Here is a 15,439-nt window from a genome sequence, read left to right as displayed (position 1 = left end):
ATTAATAGTGTTAAATATTTTTTTTGCTTTTATTTGTAAAAAAATAAACATGAAGAAATTAGCTTTAGGATTAATTACTTTTATGATGATAGTGTCATCTTGTTCCAAAGAAGACGCATTGAATCAAGATACTATTTTATTAAAAAAATACACTTCTACTATGGCTAATGGCCAAATTTTTACAAACACCATAACTTATAATGAAAATAAAATAGTTGATTTAACTCAACAAGAAACTGGTAATAAATGGGTTTATACTTATACAGGAAATTTAATCACAAAAGTTAATGTTTACAATGATATTGGGACCTTAACTTGGACTATTAATTATTTTTATAATAATGACAATTTAGTTACGATTGAAACTGTTGGTTCACTTGCGCCTACAATTATTGGTAGAGCTACATACACTCATAATAGTGATTCAACAATTAATGTTGTATACTCTGAAGTTGATTCAATTACAAATCAAGAGACAATAAGAAGCTGGTTCAGTAAATATTATTTTGCTAATGGTAATCTTGTAAAAAAAGAAAGTACAGATAATAATGGAAGTTTGTACACTGGTAAAAACACGTATTAGTTTGACGTAAAAAATAATCCGTTTAAAAATGTTCTAGGATTTAATAAAATACAAGAAGATGACTTTAATGTTTCTGTTAATAATATAATTGGAGGTGTTTTGTCTAATAATCAAGGAGGTTCTACGATAAGAAAAAACAGTTATTTATATAATGCAGATGACTTTCCGGTTGAGAGAAAAGTTTATAGTGATGAAAATTTATTACTTACTACTCAATTTTTCTACGAGTAAACTTTTTTAGTTTGTAAAAGTTGGTTAACCCTTTCAGAGTTTAAAATTCTGAAAGGGTTTCTTGATTTTAGGTTTTTAAATACCAATGAAAAAAGAGTTAAATCCCATTTATTTCACTAAAATTATTCAAATTTGTAGTAAATAAAATAACAATGCAATTCAGAACTCAAATTCCCATTTCTAAAAGTAATTATCCAATAGATTATAATTCTACCATTATGTCTTTAGGTTCTTGTTTTGCGATAAATATGGCGGATAAACTGGACTATTTTAAGTTTCAAAATAGCTGTAATCCATTTGGTATTTTGTTTCATCCTTTAGCGATTGAAAAGCTGATTGATTTTGCAGTTTCTGGAAAGCAATTCAATGAAAACGATATTTTTTTTCATAATGAACGTTGGCATTGTTTTGATGTACATTCGGATTTGAGTAATTCAAATAAGGAAGAATTATTAGCATCTTTAAGCGCGATACTCGAATCAACAAAACAGCAATTACAAGAAGCTTCTCATGTTATTATTACATACGGAACCTCGTGGGTGTATCGAAATATTGAAAGTGATGCGATTGTTGCGAATTGTCATAAAGTACCGCAGAAGCAATTCAAGAAAGAATTACTTTCGTTTGAAGAGAATAAAGAGAGTATCATAAATACGATTAAATTAATCCATTCAGTTAATCCTAGTCGCAATATCATTTTCACGGTTTCACCAGTGCGACACATCAAAGATGGTTTTGTCGAAAATCAATGGAGTAAAGCGAACTTGATTTCGGCTATTCATAATGTTTTGAATACTGAACACTGCAAACTGAACACTGCATATTTTCCTTCCTATGAAATCATGATGGATGAGCTTCGTGATTATCGGTTTTATGGAGAAGATATGTTGCATCCCAATCAAGTGGCAATCGATTATATCTGGAAGCGTTTCAAGGAAACTACCATTTCTGAAACTGCTTTTTCTACAATGGAAGAAGTAGAAAGTATTCAAAAAAGTCTTTCACACAAGCCTTTTAATCCTGATTCCGAAAGTCATTTGAAGTTTGAGTCCAAACTTCGAGATAAAATAACTAAATTGGAAAAACAATATTCATTCATGAAATTTTAATTATGCTTAGAAAAATAGGTATTGGAATAGGAGTTATTGCCGGAATATTTTTATTATTCAAATTTTGTGACTTTAAGAAAAATGATGATGATGACATCAGTTACAACACAAATCTTATTCAACAACAAATTGTAAACGTAGGGAAACTTGTGGTTACCGAAGGACATTTCTCAGAAGTGATTACCTATAAAAATCAACAGAAATATTTACTAGATATGCTTTCTTTCGAGAAAAAAGCCCTAGTTATTGTTAATGCTGATGTTACTGTTGCGTATGATTTGCATAAAATGAAGTACGATATTGATGAAAAAAATAAAACTATCACAATTGTAAGTATTCCAAAAGAAGAAATAAAAATCAGTCCTGATATTCAATTTTACGATGTCGAACAAAGCAAATTGAATCCGTTTACAGGAGATGATTACAACAAAATCAATAAGTCAGTTAAAGCGAATTTAGCCAAGAAAATAGAAAAATCGTCATTAAAAACGAATGCTCAAAATCGCTTAATTAGTGAATTGTCCAAAATATTGATTCTGACGAATACCATGGGTTGGAAATTGCAGTATGAGGGAAAAGTAATTGAGAGTGAAAAAGATTTTGGGCAAAAAATAAAACTTTAGATGAAATTCGTGTTTGAATTCAAACTAAATTTCTTTTAAAATTTAATAACCGCAAATTCGCTAAATAATTTGCGACCCGAGCGGAAGCGAACAGGCGAAGCAATTTGCGGTTATTTTTTATTGTAATCCTATGAATCAAAGAATTGTTTAATAAAATTTTACGCTTTCTCTTTGTCAAAAATCAAATCCAAACCGCCAGCAATCAAATGTGCTACTTCGGGTCTTTTTTCTTTTAAATTTTCAAGATAAGCGATAACTTCCTGTAACAGTTGCGGTTCGTTTCGGTCTCTCAAAAGTTCCGTGATTTCAACTGCTAACAACCAGTCATTTGGGTGATTGGTGTGTAATTTATCAAAAATGGGCGCTAAAGAAGTATGCATGTCTTTGGATTCCCTTATCATTAGAATCGTTTGATATAAAATCTCTAAATCGTCGCGTTCTGCGGTATGTTTTGCCTTGATGGTTTTACTTGTAGGAACATGTGAAATCAAATCAAAACTATTCACATCAGCAGGACCTGAAAAAGCCGAAATCACCTTTTTTCCTATCGCCATATCGTAATTGCCCCATTGCGGTTGAAACAAAACAGTTTTTCTATGAGTTACGGTACAGTTTTTTAAACTGATTAAAATAATCTCGCCGTGCAGGTTTCTGGAACCAGTTATAATTTCTCCTTTTACGACAATATCACCTTCAAACTCTAGTGTTACACTTTGATTTTCAGTGATGGAATAAGCGCTTAAATCTCTTGGACTCATGTCTTCTATAGCGAGATTGATACCTTTTAATTTTCCAATAGGACTTCCAAAGCCTTCCGGATGTTTGATTGTTCCATGACCCACTAATTCTTTTTCTCTATACGATAAGGCAGTTTTTCCTGTCGTTTGGATATAAACGGGTTTTCCTTCTTCTTCAATAACATTGGTAAACACACCCGAAATCTGAATTCCGGTACTCAGTTCAATAGTTCCTAAAGCATTGGAATGAATCAATTTATTAATTCCTGATAATCCGCCAGTTCGTAATGCCATTTTATTGGCAAACTCTTCCAAAACCAAGCTTAAATAAGCAAAATCTGGAGTGACATAAAGTTGCGGTTGCAGTTTTGTAATGTCAAAACTTTGGTTAGCTGCTGATAGGTCGTAAGGGATTTTCTTCACATTATCCGTCATGCACCACGCACTTTCGCCAATAGAAGAAAGTAGTCCAGCACCATAAATTTTCGGATTCCCGATAGTTCCTATCAAACCATATTCAACGGTCCACCAATGCAGGTTTCTGATTTGTGCCATTTCCGATAATTCGCCCATATTGTTCTGCAAATCTTCCACTGCTTTTTCGGCAGCATCAATATCGGTTTGTGGTGTGTCTTCTGCCTCTTTCAAAATAGAAAGCAGTCGGATGGCTTCATACATTTGGTAATCTTTGTTCGAAGAAATCGCTTTACAGCCTATTTCTCCAAAACGGCGTAAATATTCCGCATATTCTGGATTGGCAATAATGGGCGCGTGACCGGCACCTTCGTGAATAATATCTGGTGCTGGCGTGTATTCTATATGTTCGAGTTGACGAATATCGGAAGCAATTACGAGTACATTATAGGCTTGAAATTCCATGAAAGCATTTGGCGGAATAAATCCGTCCACTGCCACGGCAGCCCAACCTATTTCAGTCAGAATGCGGTTCATACCGTACATGCTTGGAATGTGGTCAATCTCGATTCCTGTTTTTTTCAATCCTTCGAGGTACGAACTATGCGCTACTTTCGAAAGGTAATTCACGTTTTTTCGCATCACATAACGCCAAACCGCTTGATTTATAGGCGTGTAATCACTATAGTCTTGAGGTTTGATAAATTGCTTTAAGTGCTTTGGTAATCGGTCTAATAACGGATTACTTTCAATAGTTGCGTTCATTTCGAAATCGTTGTAGTTATCCTGTAAAAGTACAAATTTAAGGAGCTATTTCCAGCTTTTCATTACAAGTTTTTACAAACCCGTTTGTTTTTCTAAAGTTCATAAAAGAGCTTCCTCCGGTCGCTTTTTATAAACAAGAAAAACCAAAACGGCTTTCGCAAAAAGCTTTTCATTGCTATCTTGGCTAGGGAGTTGGGGATTGATTGATGTTTTTCGGATTTACTATTCCACCAACTCAAACACCAAAACCTGCGTTTTTTGCATCTCAGAAAAATTATTATCTGAAATAAAAATAATGGATGGGTGACCATTAGCCAATTTTGGTCCAAAAGTAAGTCCTTCGATATTATCAATAAAAATCCCCAAATCATCCATGTTCAGCATCAGTTTTTTGGAAGCTAATTCAAAATTTTGGTTCTTCAACGAACCGTAGTTTTTAACATTAGTTACTTTTTTCAAATCACATAAATAAACTTTAACCGTGCAAGCTTGTGCGCCGGTAGAATAAGAGCGTTCTACAACCAGCAATTGGTTTTTACGATAATATTGAATCGCCGAAACTCCATTTATGGCAAAAGCATCTTTTGGATTGGGTTCATGTGCGATTGCATCTAGTCTGTATGCGTATTGATTCGTATTCTTTTTGGTTTTGAGATTAAATTGATACAATCTGATTAAAGCTCCTTTACTCGTATTGGCTTGGTTGTCGTCTTCAAATAAAGGTTCTTCAATGTTCGTGTAAATGTTTTTGTATTTTGTGTCAAAAGTAATCCCTTCTAAAGTCCCATTATTTCTAGGGCCTTTTTCGGCTTTTTGCATTTCTAAATTCGCTGGCAATTTGGCTTTGCCAAGAAAATTACCTTTTAAATCTATAAAATTAATAGAAGGGTTTTGTAAAATTAATTTATCTGGAGTAACTATACGAGCGCCTTCGCTACTCCAAACTAAGGAGTTGGTTTTGGGATTGAATCGAATATCTTCAGGGTCGGCTGCTGTTGTTGGGTTAGTATTCCAGTTGCCAAAACTTTTTCCGGTTTCATTTTTTAAAGTAGTGACGCTTTGAAAATTGATACTTTCTAATTTGTTTTCGACTAACCGAATTTTTGCAGTGTAAAACCGGGAATCGTTAAAAGCGGATCTATCATCACTTATTAGGTAGTAAAGGTCGTTTTTTGGATCATAATCGATTCCGGATAAACCACCAACCTTAGTGTCTTGAAAAGTTTCATTAAAAGGAATTTCAAGTGAACTGATAAATTTTAAACTGGGAGTCGGTTTGTTTTCGGCAGTTTGTTTTAAATTGGAACAAGAAAGCAGGATAGCTTGTAAAACAAAGAGAATTAGAAATTTACGCATACTTTATTTAGTATAATATTCGTGTGGCTTTTAGTTGAATTGTATTTTGTTTCAAAGATACTGGTTATCGAAAAAAAGTTGATTGCTTAGTCTTTAATAATTAGTTAAGGATTTAATTTTTTTCGGCATTCCTGAAATACTCAATTTTATAATTGAACATTTCAGCCATATTCTTGGCACGTATTTTCGCTTCTTCGGCTAATGGTCCTACAAATAAACTATCGGTAGTTTCAATGAAAATTTCCATCCAGCGCTCAAAGTGTTCTTTAGAAACTGGTAATTGTTTGTGAGGAGGAAATGGACTGCCGGAATAAGAGTGAACTTCGAATAAAATAGTTTGCCAAAAGCGATACATTTTTTCTAAATGTTCTGGCCAGCGGCTGCCTATTTTTTCGTTGAATATTGGTCCAATAAATTGGTCTTTTTGAACTTTAGAGTAAAAAGAATCAACAAGTAATTTGATATCTTCCAAAGTTGTAATGTCGGTAAGGATTGCCATAATTTGGTATAAAAAAGCCTACGCAAAGGTAGGCTTTATGTTTAAATTTATCTTCAGCTATTTTGCTTTAGGCGGGAATTGCTCTAAAATTTTAGCCACAAATTCATTGATTTGTTTTTCTTTCTCTTTTCGGTTTTGAGTCAAATACCCTACGCCTTCACCTTCCCAAACCAATTCTTTTTTCTTGGCATCAATTAAATCAATATAAAGAGTGCCTTCAGTTGAAGTAGAAACATAGGTACGACCTCCCCATAAATAAGGATTCCATCCCCATCCCCAACCATAACCCCATCCTGCGTTATATTGGCTAACATCTACTTGTTCTCTTTCTTTGGTTAAAATATTAATAAGTAAATCAGGTGTTTCACTCTTAGTCATTCCTTTTTTGCTCAATTCATTGTCAATAGCATGAAGAATTCTTTTCTTGTCTAATTCTGAAACTTCGACTCTATCGATACCTCTTCTATGAAATGCATAGGTTTTGTATTGACTAAAATCTGCATTTTTATCAAAATCGGAATATACTTTTACGGAACTGCAAGAGGCTACTATAAGAAGTAGTACTACTGGAAGGAGTTTAATTGCTTTCATGACTTAGTTGTTTGATTACTATTTTTTTATTAAATATGTGTTCAAATTTTTAAAAATCCAATAAATTATCTGCCACTATATTAGGGATGGTAACTTTCAACAAAGGTTGCGTCTCCATCGCCCTTTTTATTGCAAATAATGCTCCTTCGTTTCGTGCCCAGCTTCTTCTTGAAATTCCGTTATTGACATCCCAGAAAAGCATTGATTCCAAACGTCTTGAAGCTTCCTTAGTACCATCAAGAACCATACCAAATCCCCCGTTAATTACCTCTCCCCAGCCAACGCCGCCGCCATTGTGAATCGAGACCCAAGTTGCCCCTCGAAAGCTGTCGCCAATGACGTTTTGTATCGCCATATCAGCAGTAAAACGGGAGCCATCATAAATATTAGACGTTTCTCTGTACGGAGAATCTGTCCCGGAAACATCATGGTGATCCCTGCCTAAAACGACAGTTCCAATTTCGCCTTTGGCAATAGCCTGATTAAATGCTTCGGCAATTTTTACACGGCCTTCGGCATCCGCATAAAGGATTCGCGCTTGAGAACCCACAACGAGTTTATTTTCCTGAGCGCCTTTTATCCACTGGATATTATCCTGCATTTGTTGTTGAATTTCTTCGGGAGCAGTTTTTGCCATTTCTTCCAGAACTTGGCAAGCAATTAAATCTGTTTTGGCTAAATCTTCAGGTTTTCCCGAAGCACAAACCCATCGGAAGGGACCAAAACCGTAATCAAAACACATAGGCCCCATAATATCTTGTACATAACTGGGATACCTGAAATCAATATTATTTTCGGCCATAACATCGGCACCTGCACGGGAAGCTTCCAGTAAAAAAGCATTTCCATAATCAAAGAAATAGGTTCCTTTGGCAGTATGTTTATTGATTGCAGTCGTATGGCGTCGTAATGTTTCCTGTACTTTTATTTTGAATAAATCAGGATTGTTAGCCATCATTTCATTCGCTTCTTCAAAGGAAAGGTCAGCAGGATAATAGCCACCAGCCCAAGGATTATGTAAGGAAGTTTGATCGGATCCTAAATCGATAGGAATGTTTTCTTCGTCAAATTTTTCCCAAATGGCTACCACATTTCCGAGATAACCGATAGAAACCGTTTCTTTATTGGCTTGCGCCAAAGTGACTCTTTTTACTAATTCATCTAGATTTTCAACGATCTCATTGATCCAGCCCTGATGGTGCCGAATGTGGGTGATTTTTGGGTTTACTTCGGCACAAACGGTAATGCAACCTGCAATATTACCGGCTTTAGGTTGTGCGCCACTCATTCCGCCCAGTCCTGAGGTTACAAATAAACCGCCCTTTGGACTGCGTTTTATTTTTCGAAAACCATTCAAAACGGTGATTGTTGTTCCGTGTACAATTCCTTGCGGACCAATGTACATATAGCTTCCGGCAGTCATTTGTCCGTATTGAGAAACGCCTAATGCATTCATTTTTTCCCAATCATCGGGCTTGGAATAATTAGGAATCACCATTCCGTTTGTCACTACAACTCGGGGCGCTTCTTTGTGGGAAGGGAATAATCCCATAGGATGGCCGGAATACATGGTCAATGTTTGCTCATCGGTCATTTCAGATAAGTATTGCATCGTCAATAGATACTGTGCCCAGTTTTGAAAAACGGCTCCATTCCCACCATAGGTAATCAATTCCTGCGGATGTTGTGCCACGGCATAATCTAAATTATTTTGAATCATCAACATGATTGCTTTTGCCTGTTCACATTTTCCGGGATATTCAGCAATAGGTCGCGCATACATTTTATAATCTGGACGAAAACGGTACATATAAATGCGACCATACGTTTCTAATTCGTCTGAGAATTCTTTGATTAATTCAGCGTGATGTTCTGGTTCAAAATACCGTAGGGCGTTGCGTAACGCGAGTTTTTTTTCATCAACAGAAAGGATTTCTTTTCGCTTTGGAGCGTGATTAATATCCGTTTCGTATGGTTTTGTTTCTGGTAAAACCAAAGGAATTCCTTGTTGTATTTGTTCTTGGAAAGTCATTTTTGATGTTATTCGTTAATTTTTTATGTGTAATTTTAAAAGAAAAGTATCTCGACAGGATACCATTTTAGTTTTAAAAATACACTAAGGATAACGAATATCCGACCTGTGGTAGGATTTATGAATTTTGATTCTATATTTCTGTAAACAAATATCCATTTAGTTTTTTGTTGGTGTTTTAGTGAAGAATTGACGTTCTCTTTATTTCTGCTATCTGTAACCTAAATATGGACTACTTTTTATTTGTGCCTGTTTTTTTATCAAAACCATACGGACAATGACGACAGCCACTTTTACAACAATACCCTCGTTTTAAATGGTGTTTTTCAGTGAAACACTTATAACCTTCTGGTGTGTAATAGAAATCTTCCCCTTCTATTAAATTATTTTCATTACTTTGCTCTATCATACTTGGGATTATTCTATTGTAAATGCCATTGCGATTGTTTTAATGAAGAAAAGAACTCAATCGATTGAGTTTTTCATTAAATAGAACCAATTTATCAGTACAAATTTATAAATTTTATAGCGAATGTTTCTAATTGTTGCTAAATATTTAATTCCAAAAGGATATCGTGGATTGGCCGCATTCCCCTTTGTCTTTGTAAAATACCGTATTGATAAAGCAAATTCCGTTTTTGTTAATCACGAAAAAATACACCTGCGCCAACAATTAGAGCTCTTGGTGTTGCCTTTTTTTATTTGGTATTTTATAGAATATCTTTTTCGTTTGATTCAATATAAAAAAGCTGATTTAGCCTATAGAAATATCAGTTTCGAAAGAGAAGCTTACGCTAATGAAAAAGATTTAGAGTATTTGAAAAACAGATCTTTTTTACGATTTGCAAAATATCTTTCTCTATAAAATAGCAGTCACGAATCAGATTATAACTTTGGGAATTTAAGGACTCTTTTACTACTCCAGTTTGAGATTCAAAAAATATTAAATAATTAGTATTTTTAGCTTTTTCTGTCTAATATCGAAATTATTGAATCAAGTATATTTGGTTTTGTTTTTTAATTTAAATTGTAGGAAATTATATGTTTAAAATTAAAAAATATATATTTAAACGTTTTTTTTATACTTTTTATCGGCATTACAACTACTTGTGAACCTGTTTTTTTGTAACTTTAGATGAAATATTAAATGTTGGGTTTGGTTTTCTGACAAATGGGATTATAAACGCATCAGAAATTTTATTATTATTCCTAATAGCTTCATTTTCTATCATTAAAGATGTTATTACATCTAATGGAATTGCTCATTAAAAAAGTACAAATTAATTTAATACAGAAGCTTATGAACTCAAAATTACTTAAAAAAACACTATTGATTATTTCTGGAATTTTATTTCAGAGTAATATCAATGCGCAAATGTTTGTAAGTGCCAATACGAATGTATTTGTAAATAATGAAGTTGTTTATATAAAACAAGGCTTGGAATTAAATGCTGCGAGCAGTAATTTTTACTTAAGGAAAGATGCGCAGTTATTGCAAGCTTCTACCGTAGCAGGAGCTAATAAAGGAGTTGGAAACTTATCTGTTTTTCAAGAAGGGTCAACTAATAATTTCCAATTTAATTATTGGTGTTCCCCAGTGGGAGGGAATATTGCTACAGCAGGAAATTCTCCTTTTGGGATTACCCAACTTAAAGATATTGTAGATTTGACGAATAGCAATAATCCTACTATTTTAGCGATGAATAATTACAATGGTACAGCTAGTCCATTGGCAATTGCTCCTTTTTGGATTAATAAATTAGTAGCTTCATCAGGATATTCAAATTGGACTCAAGTTGGATCCGCTTCTAGTATAAATGCAGGAGAGGGATTTACGATGAAAGGGACTTCAGGAACAAATTTAACTACGGTAAATGGAGTTCAAAACAATCCGACAAGTCAACAACGATATGATTTTAGAGGAAAACCTAATGACGGAACCATTTCTATTAATGTATTAGATCAAGAATTCACATTGACGGGTAATCCGTATCCATCAGCAATAGATTTGTCTGCCTTTTTAACCGATGCAATAAATTGTACAGGGATTGCTTATTTCTGGGAGCAGGACAAAACGGTAAGTTCTCATTATATAGCAGATTACAAAGGAGGATATGGAACTTTTTCCCCAGTTTCTAGATCAGGGTCAGGTATTTATGTTCCGGCAACATTCTATTCTTATGATGGTTCCGGTAATGAGGGATCAAGTACTGGAACAGGTGGAATTTATGAAAGACGATTTAGTCCTGTGGGGCAGGGATTTATGATTGATGGAACTGCAAATGGAACAGTAGAAATGAAAAATAGTTACCGAGTATTTGTCAAAGAAGGAGCGTCAAATTATTCCCAATTTAATAAAAGTGCAAATCAAAATAAAACGAAAACCAATGGCGATTATTTGTCCAAAATTCAATCTGTTTCTGGTTTTGATTATACTAAAGTGAGTCTTTTACCAACACCACAAATTAGATTCAATACATTGATGAATAATCAAGGAGTTCGTCAACTTGCGCTGGCATTTATTCCTGAAGCAACTGATGGAGTTGATCGTGCAATGGATGCAATGTCCTCAAGTGATGATTCTCCAGCGGATGTTTACTTCGTATTAGAAGATACGGAGTATGTTATTGATGCCGTAAACTTTGATGTTGATAAGAGTATTCCAATTGGTTTTAGGAATGGAGATCAAGCCAATTATAAAATTACGGTTAAGGAAATTTTGAATTTTACTGAGGCAAACAATGTTTATTTACACGATAAGGTAGCAGATAAATATTTTGATATAAAAAATGATTTCCATGAATTGACATTGCCTGCTGGGGTCAATAATACACAATTTGAAATTACTTTTAAAAGTAATTCTACTTTAGGGGTTAAGGATTTAGCTAGTGAGAGTTTTGTGGTCTATCAAAATAATTCAACTAAAAATTTGACAATCAATAATCCATTGTTAATAGATCTTGCTACTTGTGGTTTGTATGATGTAGCAGGAAAATTAATTTTCAGTAAAAAAGATTTAGGAGTGAATTCCTCGTATAAATTTTCTACATCGGGTCTTGGCGATGGTATTTATATTGTTAAGTTATCGACGAAAGACAATATTGAGGTGGGTAAAAAAATTATCATTAGAAATTAAATTCCAGAAATAAATAGAAAACGAAAAATGCAATCTGTGAGGATTGCATTTTTTATTATATATTAATTTTACCTTTGTAAAAAATATTTAGTTTGAATCAACAGGTAACGATATCATTTCCAAATTCAATTTCAGTGTATATCAAACGAGAAGATTTGATTCATCCATTTGTTTCGGGAAATAAGTTTAGAAAGTTGAAGTATAATTTGCTTCAGGCGAAAGAGAATAATGAGGAAACACTATTGACTTTTGGAGGTGCTTTTTCAAATCACATCGCAGCAGTCGCTTTTGCAGGAAAAGAAAAGGGATTCAAAACTATTGGGATTATTCGAGGAGAAGAATTAGAAGGTAAAATTTCAGAAAATCCAACTTTATCATTCGCTCAAAACTGCGGAATGCAATTGGAATTTGTTTCCAGGGAGGAGTATCGCTTGAAAAGTGAGATCTCATTTTTAGAAAAATTAAAAACAAAATTCGGCAATTTCTATCTTATTCCAGAAGGAGGAACCAATGAATTGGCCATCAAGGGCTGTCAGGAAATTCTAACTGAGGACGATGCTGAATTTGATTATATCTGTTGTTCAATAGGAACAGGTGGAACCATTTCAGGAATTATAAACAGTGTTTTACCGCATCAAAAAGTTTTAGGATTTCCAGCTTTAAAAGGTGATTTTTTAAAAGATGAAATTCGTAATTTTGCCCAAAATGAGAATTGGGAATTAATTACGGACTATCATTTTGGAGGTTATGGAAAAGTAAATTCAGCATTAATCGATTTTATTAATCGGTTTTATGCCGAAAATCAAATTCCTTTGGATCCTATTTATACAGGAAAGATGGTTTTTGGCGTTATAGATTTAATACAGAACAACTATTTTCCGGCTCAATCAAAAATTTTACTAATTCATACTGGTGGAATTCAAGGAATTCAGGGAATGAATATGAAATTAAGAAACAAACAATTACCAACAATCAATATCAATGTTTAAAAAAATTCTACTGCTTTTTATACTATTATTTTTGGTAGGCTGTAAAGCCACAAAACCGGTTATTATAACTACAAAAAAAGTTCCGGTAAAACCAAAATCACAAGTAGTTAATACTACTAAAAAGCCTAATATAGCGAAACCGTTATATGCAAAACCTGAAAAGCAAGAACAAAATAATCAAGAGACGGAAGTAATTGTTTCCACATCAAAAACAGTGGTTACTAATGAAGTGATTAAAGCTTATATTTCTCAATTCAAAGATATTGCGATGGGGAATATGAAGAATTATGGCATTCCTGCCAGCATTATTTTGGCCCAGGGAATTTTAGAATCGGGTGCTGGAGTAGGCGATTTGGCTATAAGTGCCAATAATCATTTTGGTATAAAATGTCACGAAGGATGGACTGGAGAAAGTGTGAGGCATGATGATGATTCTGAACAGGAATGCTTCAGAAAATACAATTATCCATCGGAATCGTTTAAAGACCATGCTATATTTCTAACTGGTAGAAGTAGATATGCTAAATTATTTGCATTACAAAAAGGAGATTATAAGGCTTGGGCCAAAGGATTAAGAACAGCAGGTTATGCAACAGATCCAAGATATCCTGATAAATTGATTTCCTATATTGAACGCTATAATTTGCATCAATATGACAATCAGGTTTTAGATGTAAATTATGTGTCGAATGAAAAACAATTGGTAGAAGAATTGACATTAGAAACTAAAAAATCAAAAAGAGAAGATTTAGCTTTATATGAAGTTCAAAAAGGAGATACTTTTTATTCTATTTCGAAGAAATTTAACCTAATGGTGGATGAATTGAAAAGGATCAATAATCTTTCGAATAATATACTTTCTATTGGGCAAAAACTGATAGTGAAATAATTTAAAAAATAATCATAACTCAAAATTTATAAATGTTATATACAAGAAGTAGTCAGCTCTTTGCTGAAGCAGAAAAAGTAATTCCAGGAGGAGTAAATTCACCAGTAAGAGCCTTTAAAGCGGTAGGTGGAACTCCAATTTTTGTTAAAAGTGCCAAAGGTGCTTATATGTATGATGAAGATGGAAACCGTTTGATTGATTACATCAATTCATGGGGCCCAATGATTTTAGGACATGCTTTTGAGCCGGTTGTACAAGCCGTGATTGAGAAAGCTAAATTGGGAACTTCTTTTGGAATGCCCACAGAATTAGAAACTCAAATTGCAGCTTTGGCAGTTTCTATGGTTCCTAATATTGATAAAATTAGATTTGTAAATTCAGGAACTGAAGCTTGTATGAGTGCGGTAAGACTCGCTCGTGGATTTACTAAAAGAGATAAAATAATCAAATTTGCAGGTTGTTATCACGGTCATTCGGATTCATTTTTGATTCAGGCTGGAAGTGGAGCAATTACTTTTGGAACACCAAACAGTCCTGGAGTAACTGCTGGAACTGCCAAAGATACTTTGTTGGCACGTTACAATGATTTAGAGAATGTAGCAGCTTTAATTACAGCTAATAAAAATGAAATTGCAGCTATTATCGTAGAGCCTGTTGCTGGAAATATGGGTTGTATTCCGCCAAATAAAGGTTTTCTAGAAGGCTTGCGCCAATTGTGTACTGACAATGGAATTCTGTTGATTTTTGATGAGGTGATGACGGGATTCAGACTTGCCAGAGGTGGTGTTCAAGAATTATTCAATATAACTGCTGATATAGTTTGTTTCGGAAAAGTAATTGGAGGAGGTTTGCCGGTTGGTGCTTTTGCTGCCCGTGCCGAAATTATGAATTATCTGGCACCATTAGGTCCAGTTTATCAAGCAGGAACTTTATCTGGAAACCCGTTAGCAATGGCAGCAGGATTAGCAATGTTACAATCGTTAGATACGGATCGTGCTATTTTTCAAAGATTAGAAGAAAAAACTGCCTATTTAGCTGCAGGCATGGAAAAAGTTTTGAAAGCAAATAATGTTGTTTTTACGATAAACAGAATTGGTTCGATGGTTTCAGTACATTTTGATGCTGCTCCGGTAGTCGATTTTCAATCTGCTGCAAAAGGAGATAATGAAACCTTCAAAAAATTCTTTCATGGATTATTACAGGAAGGAATTTATATTGCTCCATCCGCTTACGAAACCTGGTTCATCACTGATGCACTAACGTATGATGATTTAGATTTTACAATTCAAGCTGTAGATAAGGTTTCTAAAACTTTTTAATTATAAAAAAAACTTCCGGCTTAGACCGGAAGTTTTATTATTTAGAATCTTGTCCCGTCCTGAAATAGCGATACACAAAAAAGATCGTTATGGAAGAAAACATAAATTATGTAAAACGCACCCAACGCGATTACAGTATGTCTTTAAAGCTTCAAATTGTTAGAGA

14 protein-coding genes are annotated in these 15,439 nt (G+C 34.0%); 8 read left to right on the top strand and 6 right to left on the bottom strand.

Features of this window, described 5'->3' with window-relative positions; all coding sequences use genetic code 11:
- Positions 1 to 49 precede the first annotated feature (49 nt).
- The 3 genes from ACM55I_RS14280 to ACM55I_RS14270 all read left to right on the top strand — a co-directional run bounded on the left by ACM55I_RS14280 (position 50) and on the right by ACM55I_RS14270 (position 2,546).
- Positions 50 to 583: a hypothetical protein gene (locus ACM55I_RS14280; RefSeq protein ID WP_416847529.1), complete on the top strand. Its 534-nt coding sequence runs from the start codon at positions 50 to 52 to the stop codon at positions 581 to 583.
- Between the two features lie 383 nt (positions 584 to 966).
- The gene (locus ACM55I_RS14275; protein WP_416847528.1) at positions 967 to 1,923 is read left to right on the top strand and encodes a GSCFA domain-containing protein; all 957 of its coding nucleotides are present in this window, start codon (positions 967 to 969) and stop codon (positions 1,921 to 1,923) included.
- A 2-nt stretch (positions 1,924 to 1,925) separates the two neighbouring features.
- On the top strand, positions 1,926 to 2,546 hold the full coding sequence (locus tag ACM55I_RS14270; RefSeq protein ID WP_416847527.1) for a DUF4230 domain-containing protein: 621 nt from the start codon (positions 1,926 to 1,928) through the stop codon (positions 2,544 to 2,546).
- Positions 2,547 to 2,704: 158 nt separating this feature from the next.
- Here the strand turns inward: ACM55I_RS14270 and ACM55I_RS14265 are convergent, their stop codons facing one another.
- The 6 genes from ACM55I_RS14265 to ACM55I_RS14240 form a co-directional block, all read right to left on the bottom strand.
- On the bottom strand, positions 2,705 to 4,462 hold the full coding sequence (locus ACM55I_RS14265) for an aromatic amino acid hydroxylase (RefSeq protein WP_416847526.1): 1,758 nt from the start codon (positions 4,460 to 4,462) through the stop codon (positions 2,705 to 2,707).
- 222 nt (positions 4,463 to 4,684) lie between these two features.
- Positions 4,685 to 5,818 carry an esterase-like activity of phytase family protein gene (locus ACM55I_RS14260; protein WP_416847525.1) on the bottom strand — a complete coding sequence of 378 codons (1,134 nt, stop codon included), beginning with the start codon at positions 5,816 to 5,818 and terminating at the stop codon, positions 4,685 to 4,687.
- Positions 5,819 to 5,930: 112 nt separating this feature from the next.
- Entirely contained in the window at positions 5,931 to 6,317 is a 387-nt protein-coding gene (locus ACM55I_RS14255) for a group III truncated hemoglobin (protein ID WP_416847524.1), read from the bottom strand.
- Between the two features lie 57 nt (positions 6,318 to 6,374).
- Complete coding sequence (locus ACM55I_RS14250; protein ID WP_416847523.1) at positions 6,375 to 6,908, bottom strand: DUF4136 domain-containing protein; 534 nt, start codon at positions 6,906 to 6,908, stop codon at positions 6,375 to 6,377.
- A 49-nt stretch (positions 6,909 to 6,957) separates the two neighbouring features.
- Positions 6,958 to 8,940, bottom strand: coding sequence for a urocanate hydratase (locus tag ACM55I_RS14245; protein WP_416847522.1), 1,983 nt, complete (start codon positions 8,938 to 8,940; stop codon positions 6,958 to 6,960).
- 232 nt (positions 8,941 to 9,172) lie between these two features.
- On the bottom strand, positions 9,173 to 9,349 hold the full coding sequence (locus ACM55I_RS14240; protein ID WP_416847521.1) for a DUF5522 domain-containing protein: 177 nt from the start codon (positions 9,347 to 9,349) through the stop codon (positions 9,173 to 9,175).
- Positions 9,350 to 9,472: 123 nt separating this feature from the next.
- Here ACM55I_RS14240 and ACM55I_RS14235 point away from each other — a divergent pair, with 123 nt between their 5' ends.
- From ACM55I_RS14235 to hemL, 5 genes are all read left to right on the top strand, one after another.
- Positions 9,473 to 9,805 carry a hypothetical protein gene (locus ACM55I_RS14235; protein ID WP_416847520.1) on the top strand — a complete coding sequence of 111 codons (333 nt, stop codon included), beginning with the start codon at positions 9,473 to 9,475 and terminating at the stop codon, positions 9,803 to 9,805.
- A 435-nt stretch (positions 9,806 to 10,240) separates the two neighbouring features.
- Positions 10,241 to 12,076, top strand: a complete 1,836-nt coding sequence (locus tag ACM55I_RS14230; RefSeq protein ID WP_416847519.1) for a T9SS type A sorting domain-containing protein — start codon at positions 10,241 to 10,243, stop codon at positions 12,074 to 12,076.
- Positions 12,077 to 12,168: 92 nt separating this feature from the next.
- Complete coding sequence (locus ACM55I_RS14225; RefSeq protein WP_416847518.1) at positions 12,169 to 13,065, top strand: 1-aminocyclopropane-1-carboxylate deaminase/D-cysteine desulfhydrase; 897 nt, start codon at positions 12,169 to 12,171, stop codon at positions 13,063 to 13,065.
- Complete coding sequence (locus ACM55I_RS14220) at positions 13,058 to 13,954, top strand: glucosaminidase domain-containing protein (protein ID WP_416847517.1); 897 nt, start codon at positions 13,058 to 13,060, stop codon at positions 13,952 to 13,954. The genes ACM55I_RS14225 and ACM55I_RS14220 overlap by 8 nt, the downstream gene beginning before the upstream one ends.
- A 32-nt stretch (positions 13,955 to 13,986) precedes the next feature.
- Positions 13,987 to 15,273 (top strand): glutamate-1-semialdehyde 2,1-aminomutase, encoded by a 1,287-nt coding sequence (hemL, locus tag ACM55I_RS14215; RefSeq protein ID WP_416847516.1) that lies wholly within the window; start codon positions 13,987 to 13,989, stop codon positions 15,271 to 15,273.
- The last annotated feature ends 166 nt before the right edge of the window (positions 15,274 to 15,439 follow it).

The organism is Flavobacterium algoris (assembly GCF_048158525.1).
In the GTDB taxonomy this organism is placed as follows: domain Bacteria; phylum Bacteroidota; class Bacteroidia; order Flavobacteriales; family Flavobacteriaceae; genus Flavobacterium; species Flavobacterium algoris.
Note: the sequence above shows the minus strand (reverse complement) of the source record. Positions and strands in the feature narration are given on the sequence as shown.